Raw genomic sequence first — 18,451 nt, 5'->3', positions numbered from 1 at the left:
GTTGAGTCCGGGCTATCCCGCCCGGGCAGGAAGGGCCGATGACGGAACGCCCCATTTCCAGTGGCGATCGCAGCCTGGCCGGGCGGCTTGCCCTGAGCCGGTTGGCGACACGGGTCTCGATGACGGTCGAGCGCGGCTGGCCGCTGCTTCTACCGCTGGTCATCGTCGCCAGCCTGTTCCTCAGTCTCTCCTGGCTCGGCCTCTTTCCTCGCCTGCCTGACATTGCGCGCATTGTCCTGGTCGCGGTTTTCGGCCTTGCCACGCTCGCGGCGCTCTATCCGCTGCGTTTCTTCAAGCTTCCCTCTGCCGCCGAAATCGACCGCCGCATCGAGGCAGCCAACCAGTTGCAGCATAGCCCTGTGCTGGTGCAGACCGACCGTCCGAGCGGCAAGGAAAGCATCTTTTCCCAGGCGCTGTGGCGCGAACACCAAAAGCGCATGGCCGACAAGCTGGGCAGCCTTGGCGCCGATCTGCCGCGCACCCGCGTGCCGGAGCGCGACCCGTGGGGGCTGCGCGCCGTGGCGGCGCTGCTTTTGGTCACCGCTTTTGCCTTTTCCTTCGGCCCGTCCGGCGGCAGGATATCCGATGGCTTCCGCGCCCATGCGGCGCGCGACATCGTACCGCCGCGTATCGATGCCTGGGTGACCCCGCCCGCCTATACCGGCAAGCCGCCCATCTTCCTGACTACCCCAGTCATCGACAACAATGCCAAGCAGGCAACCGCCACCTTCATCGTGCCGCAAGGCAGCGAAGTTTCGCTGCGCGTCACCGGCGGCTCCGGTGAGGAAACGCTGAGCTTCGCCGACAAGGGCGGCAATGCCCGCGCAATCGACCCGACGGGACCGCAGGCCGCCGCCGTCAAGGCAGCAGCGGTCAACCCCGCGACGCCAAAGCTACGCCAGTTCACCGGCAAGCTGACGGCGGACGGCACGCTGACGCTGAAATCGGGCGAAGCCGATCTCGGTCAATGGGCCTTCGCCGTGATCCCCGACAGGCCGCCAACGGTCCGCTTCGTCGGCGAGCCCAAGCGCGCCGTCAACGGCGCCTTCGAGCTCAACTACCAGATCGACGACGACTATGGCGCGGCCACCGCCAAGGCGGTTTTTGCGCTGGCCGACCCGGCAGCGCCCGATGCGCATCCGCTCTATGGTCCGCCTGAGATGCCGTTGGCGCTGCCGCGCCGCGGCGGCAAGGCGAACGCCGCCAAGACCACCAAGGACCTCACCGAACACGTCTGGGCCGGCGCCAGCGTCAAGCTGTCACTTGTCGCCACCGACGATGCCGGACACACGGCGACCAGCGAGACCAAGACTATTGTGATGCCGGAGCGGCCCTTTGCCAACCCGCTGGCGCGGGCGGTGATCGAGCAACGTCGCCTGCTGGCGCTCGACGCCAATGCCAAGCCGCGCGTGCTCGACCTGATGGACGCCATCACGCTTCGGCCCGAAGACACGTTCGACGACATGTCGCATTACCTCGCCATCATGAGCGCCCGCAGCCGGCTGAAGATGGCCGACAGCGACGACCAGCTGCGCAACGAGGTTGCCTATCTCTGGGAAATCGCGCTCGGCATCGAGGAGGGCAACCTTTCGGCCGCCGAAAAGCGCCTGCGCCAGGCGCAGCAGGCGCTGCAGGATGCCATCAAGCGTGGCGCCAGCGATGAAGAGATCGAAAAGGCGATGAAGGAACTGCGCGAGGCGATGAACGAATTCCTGCAGGAATTCGCCGAGCGCGCCAAGCAGAACCCGAACGCGCCGCAGATGCAGCAGAACGGCCGCGAGCTGCGCCAGAGCGACATCGACCGCATGATGGACCAGATCGAGAACCTGGCGAAATCAGGCGACCGCGACAAGGCGCAAGAACTGCTGTCGCAGCTGGAAAACATGATGAACAACCTGCAGGCCGGCCGTCAGCAGCAAGGCGGCGAGCAGGACAGCGAGATGCGCCAGCAGATGGACAAGCTGGGCGAGATCATGCGCCGCCAGCAGGAGATGATGAACGACACCTACCGCATGGACCAGATGCAGCGCGGCCAGGGCCAGCGAGATCAAGACCAGCAGCAGGATGGCGACCAGCAGCTCGGCGGACAGGATCAGGACAAACCCGGCCCCGGTGACGACCGCGATCCGCTTGCCCGCAAAAAGCCGATGACGGCGCAGGAATTCGCCGATGCGATGAAGCAGCTGCAGGAGGGCCAGGGCCAGCTGCAAAGCGAACTCGACAAGCTGAAGAAGGGCCTGGAAGGCATGGGCATGCAGCCCAATGAGGGATTTGGCGACGCCGGCAAATCCATGGGCAATGCCGAAAAGTCGCTTGGTCAAGGTGAAGGCGACCAGGCTGTCGGCCACCAGGGTCGCGCGCTGGAAGCGCTACGCAAGGGCGCCAAGGAGATGATGAAGCAGCTGCAGGCGATGCAGGGCGACCAGGGCGGCAGCCAGGAAGGCGGCCGCCAACAGGACGCCGACCGCGATCCGCTCGGACGGCCGCGCGCCAGCCGCGGACCTGATTTCGGCGATTCGGTAAAGGTGCCCGACGAGATCGACGTGCAGCGCGCCCGCCAGATCCTCGAAGCAATCCGCAAGCGGCTCGGCAACGCGCTCAGCCCCGACATCGAGCGCAGCTACCTTGAGCGGCTGCTGGAGCTGAAGTAGCCTCCAAGGCAACATCCGTCGAACTGAATGGTATCAGCGCCATGCCGAAACTCGGTGCCGTAACGCCCATCCTGCGCATCTTCGACATCGCCAAGGCGCGTGAATTCTACCTCGACTTCCTCGGCTTCGAAGTCGAGTTCGAGCACCGCTTCGACGACAATGCGCCGCTCTACATGGGTGTAATCCGCGACGGCTGCGTGCTGCATCTCAGCGAACATCACGGCGATGGCGCGCCGGGCATCGCCATGCGCATCCAGGTCGAGGACATCGCCGCACTGCACCGCGAACTCATCGGCAAGAAATACCGCTTCGCGCGGCCGGGGCTGGAAACCACGCCGTGGCAGAGCCGCGAAGTGTCGGTCTCCGACCCCTTCGGTAACCGCCTGCATTTCTATGAAGATACGGCGGGCTGAGCAGGTCCAGAAAAGAGCCTAATCGGACCTGTTGACGAACGCGTCGCGGATCGCCTCCTGCATGCCGTCGATCGCCTCGCCTGAGGCATTGGGATTGCGATGCATCACCACATTCGAGGAATCGATGTGGCCGAACCCGTCCGCGGCGGTGAGCTCGCGACAGCCGTCGGGAATGTTGCTGTGCGAGATCGGGGCGATCGCCAGTCCCGAGGTGACGGCAAGCTTCAGCCCGCCGGTGGTGTCGCTGGTGTAGGCAACACGGTAGGCCAGCCCACGCTGCTCCAGCGATTTGATGGCGAAATCCTTGCACCAGCCGGCCCGGTTGTAGAGCGCGATCGGCACCGGCCGTTCCTCATGCATGTGATGCAGGCTGGATGTCACCCACACCGTCGGATCGTGCATCAGCACCTCGCCGCTGCCAGGATCCTGCCATTCGAAGACCACGGCGAGATCGAGTTCACCGGCAGCCAGCGCCGCCAGCTGCGCGCCTGAATGTGCGTATCGTACGGTGACCTCAACCTTGGTGTGGCGCTTGGAGAAAGCACCGAGCGCGCGCGACAGAATGGCGTGGCCATATTCCTCCGGGATACCGATACGCACCGGCCCGCCGAGCGGGGCCGCCGCCATCGATGCCGCCGTTTCGTCAAGCAGGGAAACAATGCGACGGGCATTGACGATCAGCTCGCCGCCACGGCGCGTCAGGGCGACGCCGCGCGAGCCGCGCTCGAACAGGCTGTCGCCGACCAGCTCCTCGAGCTTCTTCATTTGCATCGACACCGCCGACTGCGTGCGGCCGGCCTGCTCCGCCGCGCGGGTGAAATTGCCCGCTTCGGCAATGGCGACGAAGGTGCGCAGGAGATCGCTGTCGAGGGTTGGTCGCATCGAATCCGTCATAAGCAAATTTGATTGCTGGTATCATTCCAATTCGTTTGCAACATGTCAAACGCCGGACGATAGTCCGCTTACCCATTGGATATGCGGCCGCGAAATCGGTTGCGGACCAATCGAAGAGTCCTCACTCATACCCGCTGCCCGAAACGGTGGCGGGTTCTTTTTACCCCACGGCCGGGCGGCTGCGGGCAGGCAAGGGGCCACTTGAACGACATGCGCAACCGGATCGTTCTCGGCATCATCAGCCTGTGCCTTGGCGTGCTGGTGTTCTCGCTCCAGGACCCGCTGGTCAAGGCGGTGTCGGGTGGCTATCCCGTAACCGAGGTAATGTGGATCCGCTCGATCGTTGCCTTGCCGATCCTGATCGTTCTCGTTCGTGCCGATGTCGGCTTGCGCGCCATTGCCTCGAAGCGGTTTGGCTTGCTGACGACACGCGCCTTCATCCAGTTCAGCTCCTATACCGTCTACTATCTGGCGATCGCCGCTCTGCCGCTCGCCGATGCGGTGGCGCTCTACTTCATGGCGCCGCTGTTCATCATGGCGATGGCAGGGCCCTATCTCGGCGAACGCGTCTCCTGGCAGACGCTCGCCACCGTGCTGATCGGCATGTTGGGCGTGGTCGTGATGCTGCGCCCGGGCGCCGGCCTGTTCGACTGGGCGGCGCTGCTGTCGCTGGGCTCGGCGCTGCTCTACGGCTTTTCGCAGCTGATGGCGCGCAAGATCGGCGACACCGAATCCTCCACAGTCATGGCGTTCTACCAGAACGGCGCCTACCTCGTCGGTGCTGCCCTGGTTGCCGGCACGTTCTGGCTTGTCGGCATAACCCACGCGGTCCACCCCAGCCTCGAATTCCTGGTGCGGCCATGGGTTTGGCCGACGACACCGGACTTCCTCAAGATGGCCGCCTGCGGTTTCGTCGCTTCGGCGGGCATGATTCTTCTGTCGCAGGCCTACCGGCTGGCGCCCGCCAACCGCGTCGCCACCTTCGAATACACCGGGATCATCTGGTCGCCGCTGTGGGGATTTCTGTTCTTCAACGAGGTGCCGCGCTCGACCACCGCCATCGGTGCGGCGCTGATCATCGGCGCCGGGCTGCTCGCGCTCAACACCGAACGGCGCAGGAGCGCCGGGCCGGTCCTTACTGCAAGCCAGGATGCTGCCTGAAGCGTATCAGGCGAAACAGGCGAGCGCCTGGTCGACCCGCGAGCGGATTTCCGCCAGCGTGAAGGGCTTTTGTACGACATCGATAATGATGCCGTTCAACTCCTCGGCGCGCTCGCGCTGGTCGGCATAGCCGGTCATCAGCAGGATCTTCATCGCCGGAAAGAGCCTGGCCGCCGCGATCGCCATCTCGATGCCGTCCATCTCCGGCATGCGGATGTCGGAGACGACGAGATCGTAACCGCCACCCGCCGCGCTGATCATCGCCAGCCCCTGTGCGCCATCGGCGGCAATGTCGATTGAATGCCCGGCGCGTTCGAGCGCGCGGGCGGCGAGGGTGCGGACGGACTCATCGTCCTCGACGATCAGAAGCTTTGCCATGCGCCGGAATTTGGCGGGCAAAAGTTGACTTTTCCTGAAAATTTGAAGCGTCGATGAGACCTTTTTAGAATTCGCTCCGGTGAGTCAGTTGGTGTGGTTTGCGAGAACCGGAGCGCAGCGGACATTCAAGTCCGTGAGCATCGGAAGCGCAGGAAACCGCGCCAAATGGCCGCCGGAGTAGAATTATCAAAAGGTCTCAAGCGTCGCCTTTGACGACACCGACAAATGGCAATTCGCGGAAAGCGTGGGCGACGTCCATTCCGTAACCGACGACGAAATAATCCGGGCAGTCGAAGCCGACATAGTCGGCGTTGAGCTCGGTCTGGCGGCGCATGCGCTTGTCGAGCAGCACCGCGATGGCGCAGCTTTTGGCGCCGCGCGACAGCATCAGATTGCGGGTGAAGGAGAGCGTCTTGCCTGATTCGAGGATATCGTCGATCAGCAACACGTCGCGGCCGACGACCTCATTGTCGATGTCGCGCAGCACCCTCACCTCGCCGCTGGTGGTGCCGGCGCCATAGCTGGAAATGAAGATGAATTCGACCTCCGGCGACAGCCCGACATCGTGCATGGCGCGAATGAGATCCGCGGCGAAGATAAAGGAGCCCTTCAGCACCGAAATCACCAGCAGGTCGTGGTAATCGTGCTCGGCGATCTCCTTGGCGAGTTCAAGATTGCGCCGCGCGATCGCGGACGCCGAAAACAGGACTTCGATGTCCTTGCCGCGCACAACTGGCATCAATAACCTTTCCGAGAGATCGTCGCCTAACCGGCGAAAGTGACCGAGACGGCCTTCACACCGTTTCTAGGCACGTCGAGACGGCTGGAAAAGCCGAATCTTTCGCCGGGCGCCAGCGAACGGTTGGATGTCCCCAGCGTATAGCGCGTAATGCGGCTGTCATTGCCGGTGACGCGGATTTCCAGCGCCGGCAACGGCCCGGCTTTCACCCCGTCATTCACGGCCTCGCCATCGACGAACAGCACAGGGGTGGACCCGGATGCGTCGACACGCGAGGTGACGCCGGCAATGCTAAGTACGGCGCCCGCCGGCTGTTCGACCGTCCAGAACCGCGTCTGGCGCACCAGCGCGTGGCCGCCCGAGACCCAGAAGGCGGCGAGCGCAGCACTGACGCCGGCGATCCAGAAGATTGGCCCGCCACGTGACGCCGGCGGCCGCACGGTTGCGGCTTCCGGCTTGCACAGCATCTTCATGCCCGCCATCGACGGCGTTGCAATGCCGCGCTCCGGCAGCGAGGCCGCCTCCATGCGCGGAACCAGGCGCGGGAGCACCTCATAATCGGCATCGACGATGTCGGTCGCCACAGGCCACAATTCCGGCGCGACACTTGTCCCCAGCCCGGTCATGATTTCGCCGGAAACCGGGCGCGCGGTTCGTTGCTCAGCCATCATGGCCCCGCTGTTCGCTCTTCGTTTCTTTTGCGTAAATGGAAATGGTTAACGCTTCCCCACCGGAACCCTTGTGACGCATTCAAAAACAGCGAAAATTAACCGACGGTTAACCATGGCGGCCGATGGTCGTTGGACAGAAAGGGCTGGCACGCCGCCGCCACACATTTCAGGTCGTCGCACGTGATCCGCTTCGAAAATGTCGGCCTCCGCTATGGCATGGGTCCGGAAATCCTCCGCGACATCTCCCTGCACATTCCGGAGAGCTCCTTCCAGTTCCTGAGCGGGCCCTCCGGCGCCGGCAAGACGACGCTGCTGCGCCTTCTGTTCATGTCGCTGAAGCCGACGCGCGGGCTGATCACCATTTTCGGCAAGGACCGCTCGCGCATCTCGCGCGCCGAGCTGCCGCATCTGAGACGCCGCATCGGCGTGGTGTTCCAGGATTTCCGCCTGCTCGACCACATGACCACCTATGAGAATGTCGCCCTGCCGCTGCGCGTGCGCGGCCGCGAGGAAGCCAGTTACCGCACCGACGTCACCGAACTTTTGAAATGGGTTGGGCTGGGTGAGCGCATGCATGTACTGCCGCCGGTCCTGTCGGGCGGCGAAAAGCAGCGCGCCGCGATTGCCCGCGCGCTGATCGAACAGCCCGAGATCCTGCTCGCCGACGAGCCGACCGGCAATGTCGACCCACCGCTGGCGCGCCGGTTGCTACGACTGTTCATCGAGCTCAACCGTCTCGGCACCGCGGTGGTGATCGCTACCCACGATCTCGGCCTGATGGAGCAGGTCGACGCGCGCCGCATGATCCTGGCCGGCGGAAGGCTGGATATCTATGACTGAGCTATCCGCCGAACAGCTGCATGAAGAGGTCGCGGAGCCGGCAGGCACGATGCAGCGCGTCCAGCGCCGCATGGCGCCTATCGTGCCGGCGCAGAACATTGCCGGCCGCGCCTTGGTGCTGGTCATCGCCATCATGACCTTCCTGTCCTGCCTGACCTTCGGCGCGGTGACGCTGGTGCGCGACACCGCCTCGGTGTGGGAGAACCAGATCTCGCGAGAGGCGACGATCCAGATCAAGCCGGTCAACGGCCTCGACATGGAGGCGGCCCTTGCCCAGGCCTCGCAGATCGCCGGTGAGTTCCCCGGCGTGAAAGCGACCAAGATCATCGATCGCGATGCGACGGCCCGCCTGTTGGAGCCATGGCTGGGCTCGGGGCTGAACATCGACGAACTGCCGGTGCCGCGGCTGATCATCGTCACCATCGACGAGACCAGCCCGCCCGACTTTGCCGCCATCCGCGCGGCGATCACGCCGAAGCTGCCAAGTGCTTCGCTCGACGATCACCGCACCTGGGTCGATCGGCTGGTCGCCATGGCCCGCACCACGGTCACCATCGGTATCGCCGTGCTGGTGCTGATGCTGTCGGCGACGGTGCTGACGGTGGTGTTCGCCACGCGCGGCGCCATGGCCGGTAACGGCCATATCATCGAAGTGCTGCATTTCGTCGGCGCCGAAGCGCGCTTTATCGCGCGCGAATTCCGCTGGCATTTCCTGGTCACCGGCATGAAGGGCGCTGCCGCCGGCGGGGCCGCCGCGATCCTCGTCTTCATCGTCTTTTCCTGGTGGTCGTCGCGCAACATGGCAACGCCGCAGGCCGACCAGGCCACCGCTTTGTTCGGCAATTTCGCCATCGGATCGGCCGGCTATCTCGGCGTCGGCCTGATGGTTCTGGTGATCGGCGGGCTGACGGCAGCGACCTCGCACGCCACCGTCGTCGCCTATCTCAGCGACATCGATGTCCGCCAGCCGGAAGCGAGTTGAACAATGACGGCAGAGGCGAAAAACAGTTCGGAGGCCAAGGACAGGAACAACGGGGCGATCACGGATCGAAAAACGACGTAACGCAATGTGCGCTTTTTTCCTTATCAAAGCGGCATTTCAGGATTAACCATAGGATGATGGACGCGCGGAACTCGACCGGGACGGCTGGACAGATGCCAGTGGTGGGTGCGCGTCCGCGTGTGCGCACCGGCCCGAGTCGTTTGCGGACCGCGCTGCGGCTCGCTTCCCTCTGTCTGCTGCTGCTGGTGGCGCTGTTTGCCGGCGGCTTCGGCTGGTTCGCCAGCAAGGTCAGCCACATGACCACCCCGGCCAATCCGGCCAAGGCCGACGCGATCATCGTTTTGACCGGCGGCCAGGCCCGCCTCGACGCCGCACTCGATCTGCTTGCCTCGGGCAAGGGCGAGCGGCTGCTGATCTCAGGCGTGCATCCCTCCGCCAGCCGCCGCCAATTGCAGGCCGCAACCGGCGGCGACAAGGCACTGTTTTCCTGCTGCGTCGACATCGACCGCGCTGCGCTCGACACGATCGGCAATGCCGAGGAAAGCGCCAAATGGGTGGAGAGCCACGCCTATGGCAGCGTCATCCTGGTCACCAACAATTACCACATGCCGCGCAGCCTCTTGGAAATGGGCCGCCTGCTGCATGGCGCAAAGCTTGAACCCTATCCCGTGGTCAACACCAATCTCGACAATGGCGACTGGCTGACCAAGCCGGAAGCGCTGCGCGTGCTTCTGACCGAATACAGCAAATATCTGCTGGCGCTGGCGCGCGGCATCGTCCCGGTCCGCCAGTCCGCCGACAGCGTCGCGCTGGCCGAGGTTTCGACCGCCAAGGACTAAAGCAATTCCAGGAAAAGTGCTTAACGGTTTTCCCGGGAAAAGCGCGTGCGCTTTCCCTTGGGAATTGCGTCCAACAAACGGCTCTGACGGCGCCGATTATCCCTTGGCCGTGCCATCCGAGGTGCCGCGCAGCCGCGCAATTTCCTGTTCAAGGCGCTCAATCCGCTTGTCGCGTTCGGCAAGTGCTGCCGCCACATCTGCAGCCTCGAAGCGCTGCGGAATGTGTTGCGGACAATTGGCATCCCAGGCCGAGACGGTGAACAGGATGACCTGCTCTGGGCGCGCCTTGTAGTCCTGCGGCATCAGCTTGGCCAAAAGCTCGGCATCGTCCTCGACGACGCGCGCCGTACCCCAGATCTTGACGCGCTGCCGATGCGCATAGTCGATCAGGAACAGGAACGCCTGATTGTTGTCGGCAAGATTGCCCTGGGTGATGAACTGCCTATTCCCCGAGAAATCGGCAAAGCCGATGGTCTTCTCGTCCAGCACCTTGAGGAAGCCGGCAGGCCCGCCGCGATGCTGGATATAGGGCTGGCCCTCGCGATTAGCCGTCGACAGAAACACGCTGGTCTGCGCCGCGATGAAGTCGGCCAGATCTGGCGTGATATGGGCGCGCCATCCACCACGCTCCTCGGCGCTGGCATAGCCCTTGCGCGATCCTTTACGGGTCTGGATTGCCTTGACCGTCGGTGTGAAGGCGACATCGCTGGTGAAGGTATGAGCGTTCATGGAAGCGTCCTTCCTCTGACCGGGCTTGCGCTGCTCGTTCAGGCCGCGTCGCGGGCAGCGACAACCGGAAAATCGATCTCGGTCCCGGCGACCTCGTTGATATAGTTGGTCCAGGTATTCAGGGCGACGTGCTGGACGATCTCTATGATCTCTCCATCGTCATAGCCGGCCATTCTGACGGCGGAGAGATCCTCATCATCGACGTGCCCGCGAGCATGCGCGACTTTGGCCGCGAAGCGCACCGCCGCTGCCGCCTTCGGATCCGTGGAGCCGCCATGGCGGTTGGCGATCATCTCGGCATCGCCGAGTTTGGCGAGGTTCTTGCCGAGATAGGTGTGCGCGGAAAGGCAGTAGCTGCAGCCATTGATTTCGGCGACGGCCAGCGCGATGCGCTCGCGCGTAGGCGCCGGCAGGCGACCCTTGGCGAGCGCCCCCGACATGCCGAGATAGCCCTCGAGCGCGGCCGGGCTGTTGGCGACCATCCTGAACAGGTTCGGCACCACGCCGAGTTGTTTCTCGACGGCCCGCAGCATGGGCTGGGTGGTGGCCGGGGCGTCTGCAATGGACGAAGGCGTAGCGATACGGGGCATGGAGACTTCCTTTTTGGAGTGCGTCCAGCCCATATGCGACCTTCCATATCTCGGATGTAGATGGTATTTTCGCAATCAACCCTTCCAATTAATGAAAGAAGTGATGGATCGTCTCGAAGCCATGTCCCTTTTCGTGGCGACGGTGGAGGCCGGCAGCCTTTCCGCCGCCGCGCGCGGTTCCGGCGTTCCGCTTGCAACGGTCAGCCGCAAGGTCTCCGAGCTGGAACGGCACCTCCAGACACGCCTGCTGAACCGCTCGACGCGCCGATTGACATTGACCGACGCAGGCCATTCCTATCTTGCCGCCTGCCGTCGAATTCTCGATGAGGTCGGCGAAGCCGAGCGCACCGCCGCCGGCGAATACAGCGCGCCTACCGGCGAGTTGATCATCACAGCGCCGATCGTCTTTGGCCGCCTGCATGTTTTGCCGGTCGTAACTGACTTCCTCGCGGCCTACCCGCAGGTGAACATCCGCCTGACGCTGGCCGACCGGGTAACCCAGTTGGTCGATGAACACCTAGATCTCGCCATCCGCATCGGCCAGCTTCCAGACTCGAACATGATCGCCATCCGTGTCGGCTCGATCCGCCGCGTCGTGTGCGCGAGCCCGGCCTATCTGGCCAGGTATGGCGCGCCACAAATCCCGCAGGATCTCACGGCGCACGCGTGCATCAGTTTCGAGGGATCGGCAGCTCTCGCCAGCTGGAGCTTTGCCGACGGCAAGGGCGAACTGATCGTGCCGATCCGCTCGCGCCTGCGCGTCAACACCGCGGAAGCGGCGATCGATGCCGCGATCGCCGGCGCCGGGATGACGCGGGTGCTGTCCTACCAGATCGCGGACGCGGTGCGCTCCGGCGTACTCGTCCCGGTCTTGCGGCCCTTCGAGCCGCAGCCATGGCCGGTGAGTCTCGTCCATGCCGGCCAGGGCCTGCTGCCGGTGAAACTGCGCGCCTTTCTCGATTTCGCCGCCCCGCGGCTGAAGCAGCGGCTGCTGCAGGCGACGTGGTGAGCTGAGGCTGGCTGCGGATCGACAGCGAGCCTGCCTATATCAGGCCATTGCGGCGTTTCCTTTTTGCCCGCGCTTGGTGTAACCAACGCACACCTCCTCAACAGGCCCTTCCCCGCATGCTCTATATCCGCTCGCTGGCGTTCAACTTCGTCTTCTACGTCAATCTGATCGTCCAGATGATCCTCTGGACCCCGTACTATTTCCTGTCGCCGCGCCACCGCGCCTGGTTCGTGCCGAAATTCTGGTCGCGCACCAGCCTGTGGCTCTACGAGAAGATCGCCGGCACCAGGAGCGACATCACCGGCGGCGAAAACCTGCCCGAAGGCTCCTTCATCCTGGCGCCGAAACACCAGTCATTCTGGGACGCGATCGCTTTCTTTCCGTTCCTCCACGACCCGCTCTATATCCTGAAGCGCGAGCTCACCTGGATCCCCTTCTTCGGCTGGTACATCCTGAAGATGCGGATGATCCCGGTCCATCGCGGCAGCCGCTCCAAGGCGTTGAAGCAGGTCGTTGCCTCGACAAAGCAGGAAATGGCACGCAATCCGCGCCAGCTGATCATCTATCCCGAAGGCACACGCCGGGCGCCGGGCGATGAGCCGGCCTACAAATACGGCATTGTCGAGCTCTATGCGCAGCTTGGCGTTCCGGTGGTGCCGGTCGCCCATGTCGCAGGCCTCTATTGGCCACGCCGCAAATTCATGCGCTACCCCGGCACCATCAAGGCCCGCTTCCTGCCGCCGATTCCGCCGGGGCTCGGCAAGGACGAATTCATGGACCGGCTGATCGGCGAGACGGAAGCCGCCTGCGACCAGCTGCTGATCGAGGCATCACTGGCACCCAATCCGCCGTCCATGCCGCCGACGGCGGTCAAGCGGCTGGCCGAACTCGCCGCGGCCGTAAAGACCAAAGCCTGACCTCGGCTTACGGCCACGCCGCCAGCGCGGTGGTCAGCACCAGCGTTGCCGCGAACACCAGGTTGATGATCCGCGACGCCAGCGGCTGGCGCAGGGTGCGGGCGAAAGCCGCGCCGGCCAGCAGCCACAGCACATGGATTGCGACGATCATAAGGGTGAGGACCGCCAGCTTTGCCGGGACACCGAGAGCATCGGCGCCGGCTGCGGTCGAGGAGCCGGCAAGCACGGCGGCAATCGCCACATAGGCTTTCGGATTGGCGACGGCAAGCAGGAAGCCGCCGAAGAAGGTCGGCAGCACTGCCCCGCACTCGCGCGCGGCCAGCGGCGGCGCCGTCGCTATTCTGTAAGCGAGGTAGAGGATGTAGGCGGCAGAAGCGACCGCCAGCACCGGCGCTACCCCCGGGATCGAGGTGAGGATGGCCGTGACGCCGGTGGCCACCACCAGCAGCACAGCGACCGTGCCGAGAACAATTCCCGAGGCATAGCGAAGCGAATTGCGCAGGCCGAAGGCCGCGCCAATCGCTGTGACGCTGATCGTTGCCGGGCCTGGACTGCCCATGACGATCGTTGCCGCCAGCACCAGCGCCAGCAATTGCTGCCAGGGCTGCGCCTGCGCAAGAATGTCTGCGGCCATTCTCCTCTCCCACGATGCTGGAGAGCAGTGTGGCAAGCCGGACTGCCGTCGTCTTGAACGATCGTGCCGAACTGCTCAGGCTAGGCGCTGGCCTTGTCCAGCGCCGCGATATCCTCCGCGCTGAGCTTCAGCGATGCGGCGCGAACCAGGCTATCCACCTGGTCGAGCGTCGTGGCGCTGGCGATCGGGGCGGTGATGCCCGGCTGCGCCATCACCCAGGCAAGCGCCACTTCGGCTTGTTTGGCCGAATGCCGCGCCGCCACAGTGTCGAGCGCCGCCAGGATGCGCATGCCGCGCGCATTGAGATAGGCCTTCACGCCACCGCCGCGCGCGCTTTTGCCAAGATCGGCCTCGCTGCGGTATTTGCCGCTCAAAAACCCCTTGGCGAGGGCGAAATAGGTGATGACGCCGATATCCTCCGCCGCGCACAGATCACGCAGCGGTCCATCGAAGGAAGAGCGGTCGTAGAGATTGTATTCCGGCTGCAGCACGCTGTAGCGCGGCAGTCCGCGCAGGCTGGCCACATCGAGCGCGGCGCGCAGTTGGCCGGCGTCGAGGTTCGAGGCGCCGATATGGCGGACCTTGCCGTCGGCGAGCAGCTTCTCATAGGCGCCGAGCGTCTCCTCGTAAGGCGTGGTCGGGTCCGGCCAGTGCGACAAATAGAGGTCGATCACATCGGTCTGCAGCCGCTTGAGCGACGCCTCGACCGCCCTTTCGATATGGGCGGCCGACAAATCTTTCTTGCCTTGCCCCATATCCGAGCCGACCTTGGTGACAACGACGATCTTGTCGCGGTTGCCACGGCCTTTCATCCATTTGCCGATGATGGTTTCGGACTCACCGCCCTTGTGGCCGGGCACCCAGCGCGAATAGGCGTCCGCCGTATCGATGGCGTTGAGGCCGGCGCCGGCGAACCGGTCGAGCAGGTCGAAGGAGGTCTTCTCGTCGGCAGTCCAGCCGAAGACATTGCCGCCCAGAACCAGCGGCGCGATGGAAAGGTCGGTTTGACCGAGACGACGTTTCTGCAAGATTGGGCTCCGTGAGGCTGGCGGCGGGCGAACCCGAATGCTTCGGGCCGCAGCTAAGCTAGGTCTCGCCGCGCCGAGGTCAAAGGCCTCGGCCAATTTTCCAGCGGACCAGCGCTTCACAAAGGCGCGACCGCTTCGCCCACACCTGGCCAATTGTCTACTGGCTTTGGCGCCGGTATTCGCCGGGTGGCAGTCCGACTATGCGGTTGAAAAGCCGGCTGAACGAGGCCGCATCCTGATAGCCGACCTGATAGCATATCTCCGCAATACCAAGCTTGGTGCTTTCGAGAAGCGTCTTGGCGGCCTCGAGCCGTTGGTCCTGAATCCATCGGCCGGGAGTCGTGTGCAATTCATCGGCAAACCGGCGCGCCAGCGTTCGTGGCGACAGGCCGAGTTGCGCGCCAAGCAAGGCAAGGTCGAGCATTCTGAGCTGGCTTCTTGCCAGGGCTTCGAGGCGGTCACGCAACGGCTCATGCAAGGGCAGCAGATCGGTGAGCGGGAATTCATATGGCGCCTGGCTCTGGCGCGACGGCGGCAGCACCAGCAGTTTGCGAACCAGCCGCTCCTCCTGGACGAAGCCAAGATCCTTGAGAAGCGCCTTGCCGAGTTCCAGGCCTGAAAAGCCGCCGCCGCAAGTATAGATCCGGCCGTCCCCGACCAGCACGCGCGACGCGTCCCAGCGCACTTTTGGGAAACGGCGCTGGGCATCGTCCTTCAGCCACCAGGAGATCGTCGCCCGTTTTCGATCGAGAAGGCCGGCATCGGCCAGGAAATAACCGGCCCCGCAATGCGCGGCGATGATGGCGCCGTCACGCTGTGCCCTGGTGATCAGCGGCGCGGCATGGCGGCTCTCTTGCGCCAGCGCGGCAACAAGCTCCGGCACCCGCATGCCGGGCATGGCAAGCAGGATCAGCAGGTCCATCCGCTGCGAGGGTTCGCGCTTCGTATGAAAGGAAATTCCCGACGTCGTCGTGGCATCGGCCTGCCGGGCCACGAATTCGAAGGAGATCGCCGGTGCGCCGCGAAGGGTGTTCACCAGGTCGAACATTTCGACCAGCGTCGCGGCGACCGCCGAATAGAAAGTCGACGGCAGCCAGATCACGGCGTGGAGGGGTTGGTCGGCCAAGGTGCCTTCTCATGCACGAACAAAATACATGGCAAGTTTAGCACATAGATTGTCAAATCTGCCAATTCTGATTTTCGGCGACCGCCCATAAGGTCCGCCGCGCCGATGCATGTATCGGCGTGTTTGGCCCGGTCGCGTCCAGACCGCTGGCCCATTTGGAGACCGACATGAAAGCAATTGTGTTCGACGAGATCGGCTCGCCGCGGGACGTGCTCTACCTGGATGACGTTCCCACCCCGCGCGTCGGCGATGGCGAGGTGTTGGTCAGGATGGTCTCGGCTTCGGTCAACCCGGGCGACTTTCTGTTCATCCAGAACCTCTATCCCGAACCGAAGAAGCCGCACTTTCCCCGGCAGATCGCCGGAAATCATGGTGCCGGCATTGTCGAGGCGGCAGGGACAGGCATTGCGCTGCAACCCGGCACGCTTGTCGCCTTCAGCCACTACAACACCTGGGCCGAATACGCCGCCATTCCCGCTGAGTGGCTGATCTCTTTGCCCGCCGACTATCCCGCCGAACGCGCCGGGCAGATGGTGAACCCGATCACGGCCTGGGACCTGCTGGTGGATTCCAGGGTGCAGCCTGGCCAGTGGCTGGCGGTCACGGCTGGCTATTCTTCGATTTCAACCATGGTGATGCAGTTCGCCCAACGGCGCGGCATCAACGTCATCGCGGTGGTGCGACGCCAGCATCAAAGGCTGGACCTGAAGGAGCTTGGCGCCACCGCCATCCTCGACCTGTCGGACGTGAAGGGCGACATCCGGGAGGCCATCATGGACATGACCGGCGGCGCGGGACTGAACGGCATCATCGACAATGTCGGCGGGCCTGCCAGCGGCGAGTTGATCCGCACCCTTGCTCTTGGCGGGCAGATGGTCATCAACGGCGGCATGAGCGCCGAGCGTTTCGAACTGCACAATTTCGACGTGCTGCTGAGCGGCGCCGAAATCAGGGCAAACATTTATCGCTACTTCTTTTCGCCGCCTGTCGCAGCCGACCGGCCGATACTGCGCGAGATTGTCGACATCTTCGGCCAGCCTGGCTTCCATATTCCTGTCGGCGGCATCCACCCGCTGACCGAGTTCAAGCTTGCCGTCGCAAACAGCCTCGATCGCGCCGATCTGGGAAAACAGATTTTCACGATGTAGCGTTGGGCGCGACCCGTCTCGCCACCTCTTCCAGCCAGTGATCCCTGATACCCAGTGCCTGGAGGTGGTTGACCGTACTCACCACATAGTCCTCATTGTTTCCGGACTGGCCGACGGCGCCGCGGATGACGCTTGCCGCATGCATGGCATCGAGCCCGCCGGCATACTGTTCATGTTGGCGGTCGACGATGTAGGCGACCGCTTTCACTCTCTCAGCCGCAGCGGCGCCACTTCCGTCGAGGCTGATATCGAGTGTGCGTTCTAGATAGACGTTGGTCACCAGTTCGCGCTCGCGCAGATAGGCGAGCACCTCGTCGCGCAACTCGCCGGGCACGCGAAAGGCCAGCCCGATGCAGGAGCCGCCGCGGTCGAGGCCGAGCACCAGACCCGGCCGGTCACGCGTGCCGCGATGCACGAAGGAATAGACGCAGAGTGACCGGCGATAGCCGTAAAGGCGGGCGCGGCGGGTCTCGACATGCGCGAATCCCGGCCGCCAGATCAGCGAGCCGTAGCCAAAAACCCAAAAATCGCCCATATCGCCAAGCCTGATTGCACGAGAGTGACGACGCCGCATCGGAATCGGTGCTCTTCTGTCTATTTGCTTGTTGCGTAAACCACAGTCCACCCGCAACACGCCGCGTTAATGAAAGCCGCAGCATGACGTCTACTGACGAGCGCCCGTCGAAGTTACCCCGCCGGCTGTTCTGGCTCGCCGCTGTCGCCGTCATGCTGTTCGGCGTCTACAGCGCCGTCTGGTTCTATGTTGCCGGCCGCGTCAAGAGCGAAGCCGACAAGGCGGTGGCGGAGCTGAACACCAAAGGCATCGAGGCCGGCTGCGCCAACCTTACGGTCAGCGGCTATCCGCTGAGCTTTGCCGTCTCCTGTGACACGCTGGCTTACGAGGACGACACCAGGAACGTCGCCGCATCGACCGGCAGCTTCAACTTCGTGGCCGAACTCATCCGCCCGCTGTCGCCCGCCGCCGAGTTGCGCGGGCCGCTGCGGACGTCAGTTCCCGGGATCACGCCTTTATGGATCGACTGGGACAATCTGCAGGCGAATGCAAAGCTGTCCTGGCCCTTGCCTCGCAGCATTTCGCTGCAGGCCGAGGGCCTGTCCGGTCAGACCGATCCGGCTGATGACACCGACCCGGTCTCGCTGTTCAGCGCCGGAACGGCGGCGGGGGCGCTGCAGCCCGACGGCCTGGACGTCGGCTATGTCGGAAGCTTCACCGATCTTGAGATCGATGCCGACGCGATCGGCGGGCGGGTGCTGCCGCCGCTCGACGGCAGCGGCGACGCGACGCTGAAGAACGGCGTGGCGCTGATGAAGACGCAGGCCAAGAGCCTGCGCGGCCAGGCGGCCGACATCCACAAGCTCGACCTGTCCTCGGGAACGGCGCGCATCACCGTTTCGGGCCCGGTATCGGTCGACGAAAATGGTCTGGTCAATGCCGACCTGACGATCAAGCTCAAGGATCCCAAGGCCGTGGCGGCAATTCTCGCCACAGCGATCCCCGAGCAGAAGAGCCAGATCGAGCAGGGCTTTGCCGGCCTGGCTTTGCTCGGTAACGAACCGTCGATGCCGCTTAAGGTGGTGAAGGGCAAGGCCTCGCTCGGCTTCATTCCACTGGGCAAGATCAAGCCGCTCGAGTAGACCATGATCCCAAGGGCGGGAACCG

The 18,451-nt window shown here is 64.0% G+C and carries 20 protein-coding genes; 10 read left to right on the top strand and 10 right to left on the bottom strand.

Going from position 1 to position 18,451, the window contains the following annotated elements:
• Positions 1-38: 38 nt before the first annotated feature.
• Together AC1DYO_RS11400 and AC1DYO_RS11395 are read left to right on the top strand one after the other, a co-directional pair.
• Positions 39-2,651 carry a TIGR02302 family protein gene (locus AC1DYO_RS11400; protein ID WP_477263176.1) on the top strand — a complete coding sequence of 871 codons (2,613 nt, stop codon included), beginning with the start codon at positions 39-41 and terminating at the stop codon, positions 2,649-2,651.
• A gap of 41 nt (positions 2,652-2,692) precedes the next feature.
• Positions 2,693-3,064 carry a glyoxalase superfamily protein gene (locus AC1DYO_RS11395; RefSeq protein ID WP_477263174.1) on the top strand — a complete coding sequence of 124 codons (372 nt, stop codon included), beginning with the start codon at positions 2,693-2,695 and terminating at the stop codon, positions 3,062-3,064.
• An 18-nt stretch (positions 3,065-3,082) separates the two neighbouring features.
• Here the strand turns inward: AC1DYO_RS11395 and AC1DYO_RS11390 are convergent, their stop codons facing one another.
• On the bottom strand, positions 3,083-3,946 hold the full coding sequence (locus AC1DYO_RS11390) for a LysR substrate-binding domain-containing protein (protein WP_477263172.1): 864 nt from the start codon (positions 3,944-3,946) through the stop codon (positions 3,083-3,085).
• A gap of 222 nt (positions 3,947-4,168) precedes the next feature.
• On the opposite strand from AC1DYO_RS11390, the gene AC1DYO_RS11385 reads away from it, so the two are divergent.
• A complete protein-coding gene (locus AC1DYO_RS11385) occupies positions 4,169-5,119 on the top strand; it encodes a DMT family transporter (RefSeq protein ID WP_477263320.1) in 951 nt (316 codons plus the stop codon).
• A 6-nt stretch (positions 5,120-5,125) separates the two neighbouring features.
• On the opposite strand, the gene AC1DYO_RS11380 is transcribed toward AC1DYO_RS11385, so the two are convergent.
• The 3 genes from AC1DYO_RS11380 to AC1DYO_RS11370 all read right to left on the bottom strand — a co-directional run bounded on the left by AC1DYO_RS11380 (position 5,126) and on the right by AC1DYO_RS11370 (position 6,907).
• Positions 5,126-5,497, bottom strand: coding sequence for a response regulator (locus tag AC1DYO_RS11380; RefSeq protein WP_477263318.1), 372 nt, complete (start codon positions 5,495-5,497; stop codon positions 5,126-5,128).
• A 196-nt stretch (positions 5,498-5,693) separates the two neighbouring features.
• The gene (gene hpt, locus AC1DYO_RS11375) at positions 5,694-6,236 is read right to left on the bottom strand and encodes a hypoxanthine phosphoribosyltransferase (protein ID WP_477263170.1); all 543 of its coding nucleotides are present in this window, start codon (positions 6,234-6,236) and stop codon (positions 5,694-5,696) included.
• A 26-nt stretch (positions 6,237-6,262) separates the two neighbouring features.
• Positions 6,263-6,907, bottom strand: coding sequence for a hypothetical protein (locus tag AC1DYO_RS11370; protein WP_477263168.1), 645 nt, complete (start codon positions 6,905-6,907; stop codon positions 6,263-6,265).
• A gap of 180 nt (positions 6,908-7,087) precedes the next feature.
• Here AC1DYO_RS11370 and ftsE point away from each other — a divergent pair, with 180 nt between their 5' ends.
• From ftsE to AC1DYO_RS11355, 3 genes are all read left to right on the top strand, one after another.
• Positions 7,088-7,747 carry a cell division ATP-binding protein FtsE gene (ftsE, locus tag AC1DYO_RS11365; protein WP_023685344.1) on the top strand — a complete coding sequence of 220 codons (660 nt, stop codon included), beginning with the start codon at positions 7,088-7,090 and terminating at the stop codon, positions 7,745-7,747.
• Entirely contained in the window at positions 7,740-8,729 is a 990-nt protein-coding gene (locus AC1DYO_RS11360; protein WP_477263166.1) for a cell division protein FtsX, read from the top strand. Before ftsE ends, AC1DYO_RS11360 begins: the two co-directional genes overlap by 8 nt.
• A 134-nt stretch (positions 8,730-8,863) precedes the next feature.
• On the top strand, positions 8,864-9,589 hold the full coding sequence (locus tag AC1DYO_RS11355; protein ID WP_477263164.1) for a YdcF family protein: 726 nt from the start codon (positions 8,864-8,866) through the stop codon (positions 9,587-9,589).
• 96 nt (positions 9,590-9,685) lie between these two features.
• Here the strand turns inward: AC1DYO_RS11355 and AC1DYO_RS11350 are convergent, their stop codons facing one another.
• The gene (locus AC1DYO_RS11350; RefSeq protein WP_477263162.1) at positions 9,686-10,318 is read right to left on the bottom strand and encodes a pyridoxamine 5'-phosphate oxidase family protein; all 633 of its coding nucleotides are present in this window, start codon (positions 10,316-10,318) and stop codon (positions 9,686-9,688) included.
• A 38-nt stretch (positions 10,319-10,356) separates the two neighbouring features.
• Complete coding sequence (locus AC1DYO_RS11345) at positions 10,357-10,908, bottom strand: carboxymuconolactone decarboxylase family protein (RefSeq protein WP_477263160.1); 552 nt, start codon at positions 10,906-10,908, stop codon at positions 10,357-10,359.
• Positions 10,909-11,011: 103 nt separating this feature from the next.
• Between AC1DYO_RS11345 and AC1DYO_RS11340 the strand changes: the two genes are divergently transcribed.
• Positions 11,012-11,917: a LysR family transcriptional regulator gene (locus tag AC1DYO_RS11340; protein ID WP_477263316.1), complete on the top strand. Its 906-nt coding sequence runs from the start codon at positions 11,012-11,014 to the stop codon at positions 11,915-11,917.
• Positions 11,918-12,033: 116 nt separating this feature from the next.
• Positions 12,034-12,834, top strand: a complete 801-nt coding sequence (locus AC1DYO_RS11335) for a lysophospholipid acyltransferase family protein (RefSeq protein WP_477263158.1) — start codon at positions 12,034-12,036, stop codon at positions 12,832-12,834.
• Positions 12,835-12,841: 7 nt separating this feature from the next.
• On the opposite strand, the gene AC1DYO_RS11330 is transcribed toward AC1DYO_RS11335, so the two are convergent.
• The 3 genes from AC1DYO_RS11330 to AC1DYO_RS11320 all read right to left on the bottom strand — a co-directional run bounded on the left by AC1DYO_RS11330 (position 12,842) and on the right by AC1DYO_RS11320 (position 15,622).
• Entirely contained in the window at positions 12,842-13,468 is a 627-nt protein-coding gene (locus AC1DYO_RS11330; protein WP_477263156.1) for a LysE family translocator, read from the bottom strand.
• 80 nt (positions 13,469-13,548) lie between these two features.
• Positions 13,549-14,496, bottom strand: coding sequence for an aldo/keto reductase (locus AC1DYO_RS11325; RefSeq protein ID WP_477263154.1), 948 nt, complete (start codon positions 14,494-14,496; stop codon positions 13,549-13,551).
• A gap of 157 nt (positions 14,497-14,653) precedes the next feature.
• Positions 14,654-15,622 (bottom strand): GlxA family transcriptional regulator, encoded by a 969-nt coding sequence (locus AC1DYO_RS11320; RefSeq protein WP_477263152.1) that lies wholly within the window; start codon positions 15,620-15,622, stop codon positions 14,654-14,656.
• Between the two features lie 167 nt (positions 15,623-15,789).
• Here AC1DYO_RS11320 and AC1DYO_RS11315 point away from each other — a divergent pair, with 167 nt between their 5' ends.
• A complete protein-coding gene (locus tag AC1DYO_RS11315; protein ID WP_477263151.1) occupies positions 15,790-16,770 on the top strand; it encodes a quinone oxidoreductase family protein in 981 nt (326 codons plus the stop codon).
• Here the strand turns inward: AC1DYO_RS11315 and AC1DYO_RS11310 are convergent.
• The gene (locus AC1DYO_RS11310; protein ID WP_477263149.1) at positions 16,760-17,305 is read right to left on the bottom strand and encodes a gamma-glutamylcyclotransferase; all 546 of its coding nucleotides are present in this window, start codon (positions 17,303-17,305) and stop codon (positions 16,760-16,762) included. The two genes, AC1DYO_RS11315 and AC1DYO_RS11310, sit on opposite strands and share 11 nt — an antisense overlap.
• Before the next feature lie 122 nt (positions 17,306-17,427).
• On the opposite strand from AC1DYO_RS11310, the gene AC1DYO_RS11305 reads away from it, so the two are divergent.
• Positions 17,428-18,426, top strand: a complete 999-nt coding sequence (locus AC1DYO_RS11305; RefSeq protein WP_477263147.1) for a DUF2125 domain-containing protein — start codon at positions 17,428-17,430, stop codon at positions 18,424-18,426.
• Positions 18,427-18,451 lie beyond the last annotated feature (25 nt).

The sequence above is a fragment of the Mesorhizobium sp. P2_F5 genome, assembly GCF_056403715.1.
This window is presented reverse-complemented; position numbering and strand designations above follow the sequence as displayed.

Excerpts from the sequence above, each read along its gene's own strand:
- AC1DYO_RS11395 (WP_477263174.1), top strand. The coding sequence starts at position 2,693 with ATGCCGAAACTCGGTGCCGTAACGCCCATCCTGCGCATCTTCGACATC.
- AC1DYO_RS11355 (WP_477263164.1), top strand. The coding sequence starts at position 8,864 with ATGATGGACGCGCGGAACTCGACCGGGACGGCTGGACAGATGCCAGTG.
- AC1DYO_RS11380 (WP_477263318.1), bottom strand. The coding sequence starts at position 5,497 with ATGGCAAAGCTTCTGATCGTCGAGGACGATGAGTCCGTCCGCACCCTC.
- AC1DYO_RS11305 (WP_477263147.1), top strand. The coding sequence starts at position 17,428 with ATGACGTCTACTGACGAGCGCCCGTCGAAGTTACCCCGCCGGCTGTTC.
- AC1DYO_RS11370 (WP_477263168.1), bottom strand. The coding sequence starts at position 6,907 with ATGATGGCTGAGCAACGAACCGCGCGCCCGGTTTCCGGCGAAATCATG.
- AC1DYO_RS11350 (WP_477263162.1), bottom strand. The coding sequence starts at position 10,318 with ATGAACGCTCATACCTTCACCAGCGATGTCGCCTTCACACCGACGGTC.
- AC1DYO_RS11385 (WP_477263320.1), top strand. The coding sequence starts at position 4,169 with ATGCGCAACCGGATCGTTCTCGGCATCATCAGCCTGTGCCTTGGCGTG.
- AC1DYO_RS11340 (WP_477263316.1), top strand. The coding sequence starts at position 11,012 with ATGGATCGTCTCGAAGCCATGTCCCTTTTCGTGGCGACGGTGGAGGCC.
- AC1DYO_RS11330 (WP_477263156.1), bottom strand. The coding sequence starts at position 13,468 with ATGGCCGCAGACATTCTTGCGCAGGCGCAGCCCTGGCAGCAATTGCTG.
- AC1DYO_RS11315 (WP_477263151.1), top strand. The coding sequence starts at position 15,790 with ATGAAAGCAATTGTGTTCGACGAGATCGGCTCGCCGCGGGACGTGCTC.
- hpt (WP_477263170.1), bottom strand. The coding sequence starts at position 6,236 with ATGCCAGTTGTGCGCGGCAAGGACATCGAAGTCCTGTTTTCGGCGTCC.
- AC1DYO_RS11390 (WP_477263172.1), bottom strand. The coding sequence starts at position 3,946 with ATGCGACCAACCCTCGACAGCGATCTCCTGCGCACCTTCGTCGCCATT.
- AC1DYO_RS11335 (WP_477263158.1), top strand. The coding sequence starts at position 12,034 with ATGCTCTATATCCGCTCGCTGGCGTTCAACTTCGTCTTCTACGTCAAT.
- AC1DYO_RS11360 (WP_477263166.1), top strand. The coding sequence starts at position 7,740 with ATGACTGAGCTATCCGCCGAACAGCTGCATGAAGAGGTCGCGGAGCCG.
- AC1DYO_RS11310 (WP_477263149.1), bottom strand. The coding sequence starts at position 17,305 with ATGGGCGATTTTTGGGTTTTTGGCTACGGCTCGCTGATCTGGCGGCCG.
- AC1DYO_RS11345 (WP_477263160.1), bottom strand. The coding sequence starts at position 10,908 with ATGCCCCGTATCGCTACGCCTTCGTCCATTGCAGACGCCCCGGCCACC.
- AC1DYO_RS11400 (WP_477263176.1), top strand. The coding sequence starts at position 39 with ATGACGGAACGCCCCATTTCCAGTGGCGATCGCAGCCTGGCCGGGCGG.